This is a genomic window from Streptomyces sp. WP-1 (genome assembly GCF_030450125.1).
GTDB lineage: Bacteria > Actinomycetota > Actinomycetes > Streptomycetales > Streptomycetaceae > Streptomyces > Streptomyces incarnatus.
This window is the reverse complement of the sequence record NZ_CP123923.1, coordinates 2,965,011-2,979,254: the sequence shown is the minus strand read 5'-3', so window position 1 is coordinate 2,979,254 and position 14,244 is coordinate 2,965,011. Positions and strand designations below refer to the sequence as shown.

14 protein-coding genes are annotated in these 14,244 nt (G+C 72.6%); 11 read left to right on the top strand and 3 right to left on the bottom strand.

The window, feature by feature from the left end; genetic code table 11:
- Positions 1-20 precede the first annotated feature (20 nt).
- Positions 21-1,424, top strand: coding sequence for a dipeptidase (locus tag QHG49_RS12665; protein WP_159704785.1), 1,404 nt, complete (start codon positions 21-23; stop codon positions 1,422-1,424).
- A 155-nt stretch (positions 1,425-1,579) separates the two neighbouring features.
- Positions 1,580-2,524 (top strand): NAD(+) diphosphatase, encoded by a 945-nt coding sequence (gene nudC, locus QHG49_RS12660; protein WP_145487182.1) that lies wholly within the window; start codon positions 1,580-1,582, stop codon positions 2,522-2,524.
- A 54-nt stretch (positions 2,525-2,578) separates the two neighbouring features.
- Here nudC and QHG49_RS12655 read toward each other — a convergent pair whose 3' ends face one another.
- On the bottom strand, positions 2,579-2,821 hold the full coding sequence (locus QHG49_RS12655; protein ID WP_037660088.1) for a mycoredoxin: 243 nt from the start codon (positions 2,819-2,821) through the stop codon (positions 2,579-2,581).
- Between the two features lie 174 nt (positions 2,822-2,995).
- Between QHG49_RS12655 and QHG49_RS12650 the strand changes: the two genes are divergently transcribed.
- The 5 genes from QHG49_RS12650 (at position 2,996) to QHG49_RS12630 (ending at position 6,912) form a co-directional block, all read left to right on the top strand.
- Positions 2,996-5,203, top strand: coding sequence for an ATP-dependent DNA helicase UvrD2 (locus QHG49_RS12650; RefSeq protein ID WP_301489598.1), 2,208 nt, complete (start codon positions 2,996-2,998; stop codon positions 5,201-5,203).
- 163 nt (positions 5,204-5,366) lie between these two features.
- On the top strand, positions 5,367-5,690 hold the full coding sequence (locus QHG49_RS12645) for a hypothetical protein (RefSeq protein WP_159704788.1): 324 nt from the start codon (positions 5,367-5,369) through the stop codon (positions 5,688-5,690).
- 171 nt (positions 5,691-5,861) lie between these two features.
- Positions 5,862-6,230 (top strand): WhiB family transcriptional regulator, encoded by a 369-nt coding sequence (locus QHG49_RS12640; protein WP_046421414.1) that lies wholly within the window; start codon positions 5,862-5,864, stop codon positions 6,228-6,230.
- On the top strand, positions 6,227-6,550 hold the full coding sequence (locus QHG49_RS12635; RefSeq protein WP_085566447.1) for a hypothetical protein: 324 nt from the start codon (positions 6,227-6,229) through the stop codon (positions 6,548-6,550). The genes QHG49_RS12640 and QHG49_RS12635 overlap by 4 nt, the downstream gene beginning before the upstream one ends.
- A 149-nt stretch (positions 6,551-6,699) precedes the next feature.
- Complete coding sequence (locus QHG49_RS12630; protein WP_301489591.1) at positions 6,700-6,912, top strand: hypothetical protein; 213 nt, start codon at positions 6,700-6,702, stop codon at positions 6,910-6,912.
- A gap of 417 nt (positions 6,913-7,329) precedes the next feature.
- Here the strand turns inward: QHG49_RS12630 and QHG49_RS12625 are convergent, their stop codons facing one another.
- Both QHG49_RS12625 and QHG49_RS12620 read right to left on the bottom strand, forming a co-directional pair.
- Positions 7,330-8,742, bottom strand: coding sequence for an AarF/ABC1/UbiB kinase family protein (locus QHG49_RS12625; protein ID WP_301489589.1), 1,413 nt, complete (start codon positions 8,740-8,742; stop codon positions 7,330-7,332).
- Positions 8,735-9,964: a TOMM precursor leader peptide-binding protein gene (locus QHG49_RS12620; RefSeq protein WP_301489587.1), complete on the bottom strand. Its 1,230-nt coding sequence runs from the start codon at positions 9,962-9,964 to the stop codon at positions 8,735-8,737. Before QHG49_RS12620 ends, QHG49_RS12625 begins: the two co-directional genes overlap by 8 nt.
- Positions 9,965-10,172: 208 nt before the next feature.
- On the opposite strand from QHG49_RS12620, the gene QHG49_RS12615 reads away from it, so the two are divergent.
- From QHG49_RS12615 to QHG49_RS12600, 4 genes are all read left to right on the top strand, one after another.
- On the top strand, positions 10,173-10,745 hold the full coding sequence (locus tag QHG49_RS12615; protein WP_145487188.1) for a M48 family metallopeptidase: 573 nt from the start codon (positions 10,173-10,175) through the stop codon (positions 10,743-10,745).
- A gap of 145 nt (positions 10,746-10,890) precedes the next feature.
- Entirely contained in the window at positions 10,891-12,690 is a 1,800-nt protein-coding gene (locus QHG49_RS12610) for a TerD family protein (RefSeq protein WP_301489584.1), read from the top strand.
- Between the two features lie 11 nt (positions 12,691-12,701).
- Positions 12,702-13,382 (top strand): AIM24 family protein, encoded by a 681-nt coding sequence (locus QHG49_RS12605; RefSeq protein WP_111584782.1) that lies wholly within the window; start codon positions 12,702-12,704, stop codon positions 13,380-13,382.
- Between the two features lie 17 nt (positions 13,383-13,399).
- Positions 13,400-14,155: an AIM24 family protein gene (locus QHG49_RS12600; RefSeq protein WP_145487190.1), complete on the top strand. Its 756-nt coding sequence runs from the start codon at positions 13,400-13,402 to the stop codon at positions 14,153-14,155.
- The last annotated feature ends 89 nt before the right edge of the window (positions 14,156-14,244 follow it).

The window sequence follows — 14,244 nt, the reverse complement described above, 5'->3', positions numbered from 1 at the left end:
GGGCCGATAGGCTCGTGAGCATGAGCCAGACCCCGGACAGCGCCGTCCGCACGTACATCGAGCAGCACCGCGCCGCCTTCCTCGACGACCTCACCGCATGGCTGCGCATCCCCTCCGTGTCGGCCCGGCCCGACCACGCGCCCGATGTGCGGCGCAGCGCCGACTGGCTCGCCGCGAAACTGACCGAGACCGGTTTCGCTACCGTCGAGGTCTGGCCCACCGACGGCGCCCCGGCCGTCTTCGCCGAGTGGCCCTCCGGTGACCCGGACGCGCCGACCGTGCTGGTCTACGGCCACCATGACGTGCAGCCCGCCGCCCGCGAGGACGGCTGGGACAGCGAGCCCTTCGAGCCCGTCGTGCGCGGAAACCGCCTCTACGCGCGCGGCGCCGCCGACGACAAGGGCCAGGTCTTCTTCCACACCCTGGGCGTACGCGCCCACCTCGCCGCCACCGGCCGCACCGCCCCCGCCGTCAACCTCAAACTGCTGATCGAGGGCGAGGAGGAGTCCGGCTCCCCGCATTTCCGGGCCCTGGTGGAGGAGCGGGCCGAGCGCCTGGCGGCCGACGCCGTGATCGTCTCCGACACCGGCATGTGGGCCGAGGACACCCCCACGGTGTGCACCGGCATGCGCGGCCTCGCCGAGTGCGAGATCCGGCTGTACGGCCCCGACCAGGACATCCACTCCGGCTCCTTCGGCGGCGCCGTGCCCAACCCGGCCACCGCCGTCGCCCGCCTGGTCGCCGCCCTGCACGACGAGCGGGGGCGGGTGGCCGTCCCCGGCTTCTACGACGGTGTCGTGGAGCTGACCGACCGCGAGCGCGAACTCTTCGCCGAGCTGCCCTTCGACGAGGAGCGCTGGCTGCGCACCGCCAAGTCCCGCGCGACCCTGGGTGAGGCCGGACACACCACCCTGGAGCGCATCTGGGCCCGCCCGACCGCCGAGGTCAACGGGATCGGCGGCGGCTACCAGGGCCCCGGCAGCAAGACGATCATCCCGTCCTCCGCCCTGGTGAAGCTGTCCTTCCGGCTGGTCGCCGGGCAGGACCCCGACCACATCGAGAAGGCGGTCCGCGCCTGGGCCGCCGAGCAGGTGCCCGCCGGGATCCGCTGCGAGATCGACTTCGGCTCCGCGACCCGCCCCTGCCTGACCCCGCTCGACCACCCGGCGCTCCGGTCGGTGGCCCGCGCGATGGGCCGCGCCTTCGAGGGCCCGGTCCGCTTCACCCGCGAGGGCGGCTCCGGACCCGCCGCCGACCTCCAGGAGGTCCTCGGCGCCCCCGTCCTCTTCCTGGGGATCTCCGTCCCCTCCGACGGCTGGCACGCGCCCGACGAGAAGGTGGAACTCGACCTCCTCCTCAAGGGCGTCGAGACCAGCGCCTACCTGTGGACCGACCTGGCCGAGAACTGGCGGCCCACGCCCTGACCAGCGGCACCGTGAGGAAGGGCGCCACGGGCGGGAGGCACACTTAAGACACCGCCCCGCCCGCGCCCGACCCGGTGCGTCCCGTACGCATGCCGTACGCCCGCCCGAACCGACCGCCGAACCGAACCGCCGTACTGGGGGAGTTGGAAGCACCCGTGACCACCTGGACCGACGACACAGCCGACCGACCCATCTCGCTGACCGCCCCCTGCGGCATCGACCGCGCCGCCCACCACCGGCTGGACGAGGCCTGGCTCGCGGCGGCGTGGAGCCACCCCACGACCCGCTGCTTCGTGGTCTCCGGCGGCCAGGTGCTCATCGACGAGACGGCCGACGGCCGCACCGAAGTCGTCATGACCCCCTCCTTCGAGGCCCCGCTCACCGAGGCGCACCGCTACTTCCTCGGCATCGACGAGGACGGCGTCGCCTACTTCGCGCTCCAGAAGGACGCGCTGCCCGGCCGCATCGACCAGTCCGCGCGCCCGGCGGGCCTGCGCGAGGCGGGCCTGCTGCTGTCCCCGCGCGACACCGCGCTCATGGTGCACGCCGTCGGCCTGGAGAACTGGCAGCGCACCCACCGCTTCTGCTCCCGCTGCGGCGAGCGGACCGTGATCGCGGCGGCCGGCCACATCCGCCGCTGCCAGGCGTGCGGCGCCGAGCACTACCCGCGCACCGACCCCGCCGTGATCATGGCCGTGACCGACGCGGACGACCGGATCCTGCTCGGCCGCCAGGTGCACTGGCCCGAGGGCCGCTTCTCCACGCTGGCCGGCTTCGTGGAGCCCGGCGAGTCCATCGAGCACGCGGTGCGCCGCGAGGTCGCCGAGGAGGTCGGCGTCACCGTCGGCGCCGTCGAGTACGTGGCGAGCCAGCCCTGGCCCTTCCCGTCCAGCCTGATGCTCGGCTTCATGGCGCGCGCCACCACCACCGACATCGACGTCGACGGCGACGAGATCTCCGAGGCCCGCTGGTTCTCCCGCGAGGAACTGCACGACGCCTTCGAGGCCGGTACGGTCCTGCCGCCCTACGGCATCTCCATCGCCGCCCGCCTGATCGAGATGTGGTACGGCAAGCCACTGCCGACGCGCAGCTTCGTCTGAGACACGACAAGGGCGGCCCCGGATGTCCGGGGCCGCCCTTCTCCGTCGACCGCGTCAGGCCGCGAGCTTCTGCTTGACCTGGGCCAGCGAAGGGTTCGTCATCGTGGTGCCGTCCGCGAAGAGCACGGTCGGGACCGTCTGGTTTCCGCCATTCGCCTTCTCCACGAAGGCCGCGGACTCGGGGTCCTGCTCGATGTTGATCTCGGTGTAGGCGATGCCCTCCCGCTCCATCTGGCTCTTCAGCCGACGGCAGTAACCGCACCAAGTCGTGCTGTACATCGTCACAGTGCCCTGCATGTCTCTCGCGCTCCTCAGGCAGCTCGGAAAGGTCGTCCGGAGGGAGAACGCAAGGGAGCGCCCCGCCATTCCCACCGGGGGTATACCCCTCCCACCAGGGCGTTAGTACGACAATGAGGTCCCGCCTGTGGACAACCGCCGCGGCCGCCCCGGGCGACCTGGCAGCATGGCTGTGTGACAGCAGCAACGCACTCCACCCTCTTCCCGCAGGTACCGGCCGTCCCGGACTCGGCCGACGCGGTGCTCGAAGGGCTCGACCCCGAGCAGCGCGAGGTGGCCACCGCCCTGCGCGGCCCGGTGTGCGTGCTGGCCGGCGCGGGCACCGGCAAGACCCGGGCGATCACCCACCGCATCGCCTACGGGGTGCGCTCCGGCATCCTCCAGCCCGCCAGCGTGCTCGCCGTCACCTTCACCAACCGCGCCGCGGGCGAGATGCGCGGCCGGCTGCGCCAGCTCGGCGCCCAGGGCGTCCAGGCCCGCACCTTCCACTCCGCGGCCCTGCGCCAGCTCCAGTACTTCTGGCCGAAAGCCGTCGGCGGTGGCCTGCCCCGGCTGGTCGACCGCAAGATCCAGCTCGTCGCCGACGCGGCCGCCGGACTCGGCACCCGGCTCGACCGCGGCGAGCTGCGCGATGTCACCAGCGAGATCGAATGGTGCAAGGTCACCCAGACCATTCCCGCCGATTACCCGTACGCGGCCGCGAAGGCCGGCCGCGAGACCCCCCGCGACCCCACCGAGATCGCGCACCTGTACGCGGCCTACGAGGACCTCAAACGCGACCGCGCGGTGATCGACTTCGAGGACGTCCTGCTGCTCACCGTCGCCGTCCTCCAGGACCGCCAGGACATCGCCGAACAGGTCCGCGCCCAGTACCAGCACTTCGTGGTGGACGAGTACCAGGACGTCAGCCCCCTCCAGCAGCGCCTGCTCGACCTGTGGCTCGGCGACCGCGACGACCTGTGCGTGGTCGGCGACGCCAGCCAGACCATCTACTCGTTCACCGGAGCAACGCCCGACCATCTGCTCGACTTCCGCGCCCGCCACCCCGGCGCCACCGTCGTCAAGCTCGTCCGCGACTACCGCTCCACCCCCCAGGTCGTCCGCCTCGCCAACGGGCTGCTCGCCCAGGCCCGCGGCCGCGCCGCCGACCACCGGCTGGAACTCGTCTCCCAGCGCCCCTCCGGACCCGAACCCGGCTATACCGAGTACACCGACGAACCCGCCGAGGCCGAGGGTGCCGCCCGCCGCATCCGCGAGCTGATCGACGCCGGCGTCCCGGCCGCCGAGATCGCCGTCCTGTTCCGCACCAACTCCCAGTCCGAGACCTACGAGCAGGCACTCGCCGACGCCGGCGTCCCCTACCAGCTGCGCGGCGCCGAGCGCTTCTTCGACCGGCCCGAGGTGCGCAAGGCCGGCCTCGCCCTGCGCGGCGCCGCCCGCTTCGGGGGCAACGACTCCCGCCTGGACGACATCGTGGACCTGCCCTCCCAGGTGCGTGCCGTGCTGTCCGGCGAGGGCGGCTGGACCACCCAGCCCCCGGCCGGCTCCGGCGCGGTCAGAGAGCGCTGGGAGTCCCTCACCGCCCTGGTCAACCTCGCCCAGGACCTCGCCGCCGCCCGCCCCGGCGCCACCCTCGCCGACTTCGTCGCCGAACTGGACGAGCGGGCGGCCGCCCAGCACGCCCCCACCGTCCAGGGCGTCACCCTCGCCTCCCTGCACGCGGCCAAGGGCCTGGAATGGGACGCCGTCTTCCTGGTGGGCGTCGCCGAGGGCATGCTGCCCATCAGCTACGCCAGGACCGACGAGCAGATCGAGGAGGAACGCCGCCTGCTGTACGTCGGCGTCACCCGCGCCCGCGAGCGCCTCCATGTCTCCTGGTCCCTGTCCCGCTCACCCGGCGGTCGCCACAACCGCAGACCCAGCCGCTTCCTCGACGGACTGCGCCCCGGCACCACCCCCGCCGTCGGCCGCGGCGCCGGGACCGCCGGGGGCGTCGAGCGCGGCATCCGGGGCGCGGACACCACCGCGGTGCCCCGGCGCGCCCAGCGCACCCCGGCCCGCTGCCGGGTCTGCGGCCGCACCCTCACCGACGCCGGCGAGATGAAGCTGATGCGCTGCGAGGACTGCCCCTCCGACATGGACGAGGGGCTCTACGAGCGGCTGCGCGCCTGGCGCGCCGTCCAGGCCGCGAACAGCGGGCAGCCGGACTTCTGCGTCTTCACCGACCGCACCCTGATGGCCATCGCCGAGAACCGCCCGGACAGCCCCGCCGAGCTCTCCCGCATCCCCGGCGTCCTCAGCCGTAAGCTGCGCAGCTACGGAGCCGAAGTCCTGGCCATCTGCGCAGGTCAGGAGCCTGATGGCGAGATCGCGGCGGACTGATACGAACTCGTCGCAAAAATAGTTTGCGCCCGCGCCGCGAATCCCCATAGGTTCTAGGCACGGAAACAGCGGCCTTCTCCGAGGCCCGGCCTCCGTGATGTACTTGCATATACGAAACGGACCGGTTCACCGGTCCCTGAGACGCCGAGAGGAGGCGAGTCCAGTGATCAGCATCAACGTCAGCGACATCAGCACGGCCAAACTGACCGATCGCTCGGCCGTCTCCCTGTGCCTGCTCGGCGCCTTCGACCGGGGCACCGGTCTGTCCGGCATCCGTGCCGCGCACCCGGCGTCCTCCCTGCCCGTCGCGGGCCTGCCCGTCCGTGATGAGCGCAATGAGCGACCGACCAAGGCACTGGGAGCAGTAGCGGCACAGGCGGATGCCTATGCCTTTACGGCGACTGGTGCCGGATTCCGGAAGCAGACGACGCAGCACCACCAGATGTGGGCCTTCCGTGGGCCAGAACCCTGGAGTTATCCAGCCTGATCCAGATCAGGCCGGCGCCTTCAGGGCCGCGGAACCCCATCCGGGATCCGCGGCCCTTCAGTTTTTCCCGAACGGGAAGGACGACGCGAAGGGGCCTCGGGACAGGAAAAGAACCCGGTACCAGCCGACACCCGGTCAACCGGCCGGACGACCAGACGAGGAAAACCACCCGTGCAACTCGAAGCGCACGCCCCGTCCGTACCGCCTTCGCAAACGATCCCCCCGCCCGGCCTCACGGAGGACTCCACCTTGATCCCCCTCACCGCGCTCACCGCGCTCGACGACGCCATCGAGAACCTCGGCGTACCCGTCCCGTGCCGCTCCTACGACCCGGAGGTCTTCTTCGCCGAGTCGCCCACGGACGTGGAGTACGCCAAGTCCCTCTGCCGCACCTGCCCCCTGATGGAGGCATGCCTCGCCGGGGCGAAGGAGCGGCGCGAGCCCTGGGGCGTCTGGGGTGGCGAGCTGTTCGTCCAGGGTGTCGTCGTCGCCCGGAAGCGGCCGCGTGGCCGCCCGCGGAAGAACCCGGTCACGGCATGAACACCGCAGGCACAATCGACCGTCCCCTCACGCACGACCCCAAGAAGCAGGCCCCGATGAAGCCGTCCACCAGCGAGCCCGCGGGCTCCGCGATCCCAGACTCCACCACCTCCGGCGCGACCGAAGCCCGCCAGAACAGGACCCGTGAGATGCAACTCATGCAAGAAGCCCTGGCCCGTGCGCATATGCACGACCGCCTCCATGACGCCCACCGGCAACGCCAGGCCACCCGCCTGGCCGTCGCCCAGCGCATGCAGCGCCGCGCCGAACGCGCTTCGCTGCGTGCCCGCCGTGCGCTCGCCATGGCCGTCATGCAATAAGTCCCGCTACGAGACCGAAGGTGCTTCCCCGTGAGGGGGAGGGCCCGAGCGACGTGGTGACTCCCCATGGGGGCCGGTCCGGCCGAACGGACCGGCCCCCGCGGTGCGTTCTGGGTGCCGCCCGACGGTCACGGAGTTATCGTCACCGGATGACGAGTCTTCCCTCAGGAAGCGATCAGGGCGGCTCCGCGGAGCGCCGGGTCCCTCTCGTGTGCGCCCGCTGCGGTGTCCCCGCCCCCGCCCCCCACCCCGCCACCTGGGCCTGCTCCGTGGAGGACGGCACTCCCCGCTACTTCTGCGCCGCCTGCTCCCGCGACAACCTCCGCGCCATCGAGGGCCGCCTGGACTCGAACGGGTGGTGACCCACCACCCGCCCGCCGCGCCTCACCCGCCGCACGGGCCCACGCCGACTCCGGTCCCGGCCCCGGCCTCGGGTGAACGCGGCGGCGAGCATCCCCTTCAGCACGAGGCCGCGGTGCCGCCCGCCAGGGGACCCCGGCGTCGCTGATCGGCACTGAGCGTGACACCGTGTTCGCACCGTCCCGCGCGCGGGACGGTCCGCTGCGAACCGACGGCACCGACGACCCGCCCCGTGTCGGCCGCCTCGGCCACGGCCGGCAGCGGTCGGCAGCGGTCGCCCTCGGGCCGGAGGGCGGCCTGCTCCTTCACGCGGGCCCGGTGGCCTCGGCCGGACGCGGTGGCTGGAGCAATTGCCGACATTCCCCATTGGAGCACGCCGCACGGCCCCCGGGCCCAAGCTTTTTCGGGGTGCCCCGGCGTCACGCCTCCGCTGCGGACTCCTCGGCGAGTTCCTCCGCTTCGTCCGTCTCCTCCAGGTCGTCCAGCTCCTCGGACTCGTCCGAGAGGGAGAAGCCCGGGAGCCAGGACTCCAGTTCCTCACGGAGGCGGACCGTGGCGCCCAGCTGGCACAGGACGCCGATGGTGCTGAGGGTGACGCGGTGGATGAGGAGGTAGGCGGGAGGCAGGTTGAGCTGCTTGCCGAGCTGGTAGGCGGGGGAACGGGGGTCGGCGATGCGCGCGGCCTGGCTGCGCATCCAGGAACGGGTGAAGGTGAACGCGTCGACACGGGCCGGCTCGATGATCGGCAGCAGATAGTCGAGGACCGCGTCGGGATCCAGCTCTATGGATTCCTTGACGAACCCCTCCTCACAGAGCAGCTCGTAGACCGTCTCCGCGTCGCCGTCCAGCGTCATCCGCAGGGAGATCCCGATCGGCTCCGGCAGCCCGCCGGGGAGCCGGTCGACGGTGCCGAAGTCCAGGACCCCGAGCCGCCAGTCGTCCTCGCCGTCCGGGCCGCCCGGCAGCAGCCGGAAGTTGCCCGGGTGCGGGTCGGCGTGCAGCAGCCCGGTGCGGGCCGGGCCCGAGAAGAGGAAGCGGGCGAGCAACTGTCCGGCCCGGTCCCGCTGCTCCGGTGTGCCGTCGGCGATGACCTCCGACAGCGGGATGCCGTCGATCCACTCCGTCACCAGCACCTGCTCGCACTGGTGCACCACCGCCGGGACCACCACATCCGGGTCGCCCGCGAACTCCTGCGCGTGCGCCGTCTGGGCGGCGGCCTCCAGCCCGTAGTCCAGCTCCTCGGAGACCCGGTCCCGCATCTCCGCGATCAACGGCTTGATGTCCACGCCCGGGATGAGCGGCCCCAGCAGCCGCGCGAACCGGCCCAGTTGGATCAGGTCGGACAGCAGGGCCTCACCGGCGCCCGGGTACTGCACCTTGACCGCCACCTCGCGGCCGTCGTGCCACACCGCCCGGTGCACCTGGCCGATCGAGGCCGCCGCCGCGGGCTTGTCCTCGAACTCCTCGAACAGCTCCCGCCAGTCCGGACCGAGCCGCTCCGTCAGCACCGCGCGCACCGTGCGGGTCGGCATCGGCGGCGCGGCCTCCTGGAGCTTGGTCAGGGCCGCCCGATAGGGACCCGCGACCTCCTCGGGCAGCGCGGACTCGAAGACGGACAGGGCCTGCCCGAACTTCATCGCCCCGCCCTTCAGCTCTCCCAAGACCTTGAAGAGCTGCTCCGCCGTGCGCTGTTGCAGCTCCCGGCCGACGATCTCCGCGGACTCGCCCACGATCCGCTTGCCCAGCCCCCAGGTCGCCCGGCCGGCGAAGCCGAGCGGGAGCGCGGCGAGCTTGGCGGTCCGGGTGACCGCCTTGCGGGGAAGATCAGACATGCGCCCTCCAGGTCCCTGTCGGCCGTGCCGCGCCCGCTTCGCGTGCCCGCTCCGTCGACGGCCGTTGCACCGCCATTGTCGCGCGTGAGTGCCCCGGGGTTGCGGAGTGCTCCCCCTCCGGTTTCCCACCTGGCCTTCCGGCCGCGCCGCAGCGGCAGGCCGGGTGCGGCACGACCGGACGGGAATGCCAGTTCAGACCGGGTAGGGACACCTCCCAGCGGGCGCCCGCGCCGGACGGCGACGCGCCGTCCAGGAAGGCCAGCGCGTGGGCCGCGGCCAGGCCGCCGACCGTCGTGGAAAGGGCCAGGTCGCAGGCTCCGACCGCGCGGGTTCCGGTGCCGGAGCGCCACTGGGCGAGCAGCCGGGGCCAGGCCGGATCGCGGTCCGTGCGGGACTCGTGCAGACACCCGGCGCAGGCCGTCTCGCCCGGCAGCACCAGCGGGCCCACGACCCCTGTGCCCTCCACCACACCCGCGTACAGATGCGGGGTGCCCGAGGCCAGCAGCGGCTGTGCGGCGCGCGGATCCGGGGCGTGCACCGCCACCTCGTCCCGGGGCGCGAGGATCACCAGGGAGAGCCCGGGTTCCCCGGCGCCGGACCCGGGGGAGTGGGCGTGGCGGGGCGGGCGGTCCGGTGCGGCCCGGCGGACGGCCGCCGCTGCCGCCGTGTCCCGGCGCTCACCGACCGACTCGGGCGGCAGCCCGCCCGGCGCCACGTCCCAGGGCCGCACCCGCCCCTCGTCGCGCACCTCCACCTCCCCGACGCCCGCGCCCGACAGCACCGCCGCGACCAGGGCCCCCACCCGGCCCGCGCCGAGCACCCGGACCCGCAGCGCGCGGCGGGCGGCGAGCCGGGCCAGCGCGCCGCCCGGCTCGGGGGTGGTCAGGGAGAGCGAGGCCAGGTCGGGGCGCAGCCGCCGCAGCACCTCCGTCCTCCCGCGCAGCGCGGCCGCGGCCGGTCCGCCGCCGCGCGCGTCGTCCACGAGGCCCGCCCGGGCCAGCCGGTCCACCAGCGTGTCCACCCGGCCGTCCGGCAGCTTCAGCCGGCGGCCCTCCGCGCGCAGCAGCGGCATCCCCCGGGTGCCGTTGAGCAGGTCGAGGAAGCCGCTCGTGGCGGTGTCCATCGGACCCAGCGTCAGCGCGTGCGCGGGAGTCATCCCGAACTGCACCGTGCCGAGATCGCGCCAGCCGCGTCGCAACGCGGGTTTCACCACCGGATGCATGACAGGCCCCCATATCCGTGTATCCGCACAGCTCTCATGACATCTGCGGATCGGTCGTGTTCCGCCGACGCCTGCCAGCATGCCCCCTCCGCCGGCGGGGCGTGGAAAGTTATCCACAGGCGAGGGGTGATCTTCATATGAACCGGCTGGCACGTCGAACCGTCCGGGAGCCGGGACTTTGCCCCTGTCCAGCGGGTAACGTCGGGGCGTGTCCGCCGACCCACTTCAGCACCGCGCCGGAAAGACAGAGCGCAGCGCGACGAGCGCGATCGAGGTCCGCAGGAGTGCCCGACGCCGCCGGACTGTCTCCGCGTACCGCGAGGGCGATCGCACTGTCGTACTGATCCCCGCCCGGATGTCGAAGGCGGAGGAACAGCGCTGGGTGACCGTCATGCTCGACAAACTCGCCGCCCAGGAGAGCCGGCGGGTGCTCGGCGACGCCGAGCTGGCCGAGCGCGCCGAGCGGCTGTCGGCACAGTTCTTCGACGGCAGCGCCCGCCCGGCCTCCGTGCGCTGGGTCACCAACCAGAACACCCGCTGGGGCTCGTGCACCCCGGCCGAGGGCAGCATCCGCCTGTCCCACCGGCTCCAGGGCATGCCCGAGTACGTCATCGACTACGTGCTCTGCCACGAACTGGCGCACCTTCTGGTGCCCGGCCACGGACCCGACTTCTGGCGGCTGCTGGAGGCGTATCCGCGCACCGAGCGGGCCCGCGGCTACTTGGAGGGCGTGGTCGCCGCCGCCCGGCTCCCGCACGTGTCCGACACACGGGGCGAGTGACCCGGCCCACGCGCCCCCCGTGTGTGTGGCCGGAATCGGTTCTGTACCGGGTCTGTACCGACCGGGACCGGCCGGGGTGGTTGTCGGCCACAGCCGTTAGCCTGGCGCGACACTCATATCTCGGGATGGGGGACGGTCGTATCGCATGGCCAGGGAATTCCAACGCGGGCACAAGGCCAGGATCAGTGACCTCACGGCGGGCACCGATCTGTACGTAGGCGTGCAGATCGCCGGCCCCGGGCTGACCTTCGACATCAGCTGCTTCGGCCTGGACGCCGAGGAACGGCTCTCGGACGACCGTTACTTCGTCTTCTTCAACCAGCCGAAGTCGCCGGAGGAATCCCTCCAGCTGCTCGGCGCCCAGGCGGGCGACACGGAGTCGTTCCGGGTCACCCTCGACCGGATCCCGCAAAGCATCCGCAAGCTGTCCTTCACGGCGACCATCGACGGCGCCGGGCAGATGTCGCAGGTCGGCCCCGGTTACCTGCGCATCGTCGCGGGCGGCGAGGAGGTCGCCCGGTACTCCTTCACCGGCGCGGAGTTCTCCACCGAGCGGGCCGTCATGCTCGGCGACATCTACTTCAAGGACGCCTGGCGGTTCGCCGCGGTCGGACAGGGCTTCGACGGCGGCCTGGAGGCGCTGCTGAAGAACTTCGGCGGCGAGGTGCTGGAGGAGGAGGCGCCCGCCGCCCCCGAGCAGCAGCCGCAGTCCGGTACCCCCGGCTTCGCCCCGCCCGCGTTCGCCCCGCCCGCCGAGACCGCCGCCCCGCCCTCCTTCGCCGCCCCGTCGGCCCCCGCGCCGAACCAGGCTCCCGCGCCGAACCAGGCCCCGGCCCCGGCCCCCGCAGAACCCCAACCCGCCGCCCAGGGCTACGCCCCACCGCCCGGCAACACGCCCCCGCAGGGCTTCACGCCGCCGGGCTCCACGCCCCCGCAGGGCTTCCCGGCCCCCGGCAGCACACCGCCGCAGGGCTTCACACCCCCGGGCCAGACGCCGCCCCCGGCCCCCGGCGCGCCGGACGTGCACGGCGCGCCGACGGTGATCGCCCCGCTGGCCCCGCCCCCCGGGCCGCCGGGCACCGTCCCGCCGCCCGGCCCGGCCCCCGCGCCCTACGGGCAGCCCCCGCGCCAGCCGTCGTACGGCGGTCAGCCCCCGCAGCCCCCCGCCCCGATGCCCCCCGGCTACGGCGGCCAGCCCGGCGCGCCCATGCCCCCGGGCTACGGCCAGGTCCCCGGTCAGCAGACCGCCTCCTACGGTGTGCCCCAGGGCGCCCCGCAGGGCGGTGCCGGGGTGGGCGCCGCGCTCCAGAAGTTCAAGGAGACGCCCACCGGGCAGCGCTGGACGCAGCAGAACAAGAAGCTCATGCGCGTCGACCTCGGCATCGGCGGGCAGCCGGTGCTGGCCAGGCAGGGCAGCATGGTGCTCTACCAGGGCAAGGTCGATTTCAGCTACAAGGGCGCCGGTATCGCCGGCCGCATCGTCGGCAACGCCACCGGCCAGGAGATGCAGCTGATGCGCTGCACCGGCCAGGGCCAGGTGTTCCTCGCCGAGAACGCCACCTACCTGCACCCGATCGAGCTCCAGGGCGACGCGATCTGCGTGTCCGCCGAGAACGTGCTCGCCTTCGACGAGACCCTCCAGTACGAGGTCCGCCGCATCGAGGGCCACGGCATCCCCGGCGGCGCGCTGTTCACGATGCAGTTCCAGGGCACCGGCACCATCGTCGTCAAGACGCACGGCACGCCCGTGGTGCTGCCGGTCACCCCGACCACCTTCGCCGACTGCAACGCGGTGGTGGCCTGGTCGGCGGCGGCCCAGGTGATCGTCTCCAGCCAGGTCCGCATGCGGCGCAACGCCTACCCCGGCGACACCGGCGAGAGCGTCAACCTCCAGTTCCGGGGCGCGCCCGGCAACTTCATCGTCGTCCAGCCGTACGAGGTCTGAGGGAGCCCGTCATGAACCAGCCGCTCGCGGGCTTCGCTCCCGCACCCGTCACCGCCCGCATGGAGAACCACGGGCACCACATGCTCAAGGTCGCCATGCAGACCGGCAACGACCTCTTCGCGCGCGTGGGCTCGATGGTCGCCTACGAGGGCTTCGTGCAGTACGAGCCCAATCCGCCGGCCGTCCGCCAGATCGCCCGGGACTGGATCACCGGCGAGGGCGCCCCGCTGATGAAGTGCTCCGGGGACGGGCTGCTCTACCTCGCCGACTACGGCGCGAACGTCGTCGTGATCAACCTCGACGGCGACGGCATCTCCGTCAACGCCACCAACCTCCTCGCCTTCGACGCGCACCTGAGCTGGGGCGTGGAGCGGGTGAAGGGGCTCGCGAAGTTCGCCGGGCAGGGCCTGTGGAACACCCGCATCTCCGGACAGGGCTGGGTCGCCCTGACCTCCCGGGGCACGCCGATCGTCGTGGACTGCGGCGGTGGCGAGGACGAGACGTACGTCGACCCGGACGCGCTCGTCGCCTGGTCGCCGAACCTGAAGGTCAAGGGCAAGCGCAGCTTCAAGGCGCAGTCGCTGATCGGCCGGGGCAGCGGCGAGGCCTACCAGATGGCCTTCTCCGGACAGGGCATCGTCGTCGTCCAGCCCAGTGAGGACAGCACCGACCGCCTTCGGGTCCGGGGCTGAGGGGGAGTCAACACGCCATGCAGAGCCCGATTTTCGCGTACAACGACAACCAGACGCAGGAGCGCTGGAGCCTCCAGAACGCGCAGCTGCTGCGCGTCGTCATGGAGGGCCACGACGACATCCTCGCCCGCAAGGGCAGCATGGTCGCCTACCAGGGCCTGGTCGAGTTCGACGCCGAGTACCGCAGCAACGGCCAGCGGCGCGCGCGTGCCCACACCGGCGAGGGCCTGGACCTGATGCGCTGCCACGGGCAGGGCACGGTCTATCTGGCCAACCTCTCCCAGCACGTGCACATCATGGACGTGGAGCAGGACGGGCTGACCGTCGACAGCTCCTACGTGCTCGCCATGGACTCCTCGCTGCACCACGAGGTCATCGCCGTCGACAGCCTCTACGGCATCTCCGGCTCCGGGAAGTACCAGCTGAACATCACCGGGCGCGGCCGGGTCGCCCTGATGACCTCCGGGTCGCCGCTGCTGCTCCAGGTCACCCCGGACCGGTACGTCAACTGCGACGCCGACGCGATCGTGGCCTGGTCGACCGGGCTGCGCGTGCAGATGCAGGCCCAGACGCACTCCTCCGGGGTGTGGCGCCGGCGCGGCAACACCGGTGAGGGCTGGGAGCTGAGCTTCATGGGCTCCGGATTCGCGCTGGTCCAGCCCAGCGAGCTGCTGCCGCCGCAGAACGCGGTGATCGGCCAGGGCGTCGCCGCCCAGTTCGGCATGGGCCAGCACGGGGCGCGGGGCGGGAACCAGGGCAACGTCTGGAGCTGACCGCCCGGGGAAACGCACACCGTAGGGCAGGAGTGACGCACACACCGTAGGACAGAAGTAAGGGGCGACCGCCTAGCGGTCGCCCCTTA

Excerpts from the sequence above, each read along its gene's own strand:
- QHG49_RS12665 (WP_159704785.1), top strand. The coding sequence starts at position 21 with ATGAGCCAGACCCCGGACAGCGCCGTCCGCACGTACATCGAGCAGCAC.
- QHG49_RS12655 (WP_037660088.1), bottom strand. The coding sequence starts at position 2,821 with ATGCAGGGCACTGTGACGATGTACAGCACGACTTGGTGCGGTTACTGC.
- QHG49_RS12635 (WP_085566447.1), top strand. The coding sequence starts at position 6,227 with ATGAACACCGCAGGCACAATCGACCGTCCCCTCACGCACGACCCCAAG.
- QHG49_RS12630 (WP_301489591.1), top strand. The coding sequence starts at position 6,700 with ATGACGAGTCTTCCCTCAGGAAGCGATCAGGGCGGCTCCGCGGAGCGC.
- QHG49_RS12625 (WP_301489589.1), bottom strand. The coding sequence starts at position 8,742 with ATGTCTGATCTTCCCCGCAAGGCGGTCACCCGGACCGCCAAGCTCGCC.
- QHG49_RS12620 (WP_301489587.1), bottom strand. The coding sequence starts at position 9,964 with ATGCATCCGGTGGTGAAACCCGCGTTGCGACGCGGCTGGCGCGATCTC.
- QHG49_RS12610 (WP_301489584.1), top strand. The coding sequence starts at position 10,891 with ATGGCCAGGGAATTCCAACGCGGGCACAAGGCCAGGATCAGTGACCTC.
- QHG49_RS12605 (WP_111584782.1), top strand. The coding sequence starts at position 12,702 with ATGAACCAGCCGCTCGCGGGCTTCGCTCCCGCACCCGTCACCGCCCGC.
- QHG49_RS12600 (WP_145487190.1), top strand. The coding sequence starts at position 13,400 with ATGCAGAGCCCGATTTTCGCGTACAACGACAACCAGACGCAGGAGCGC.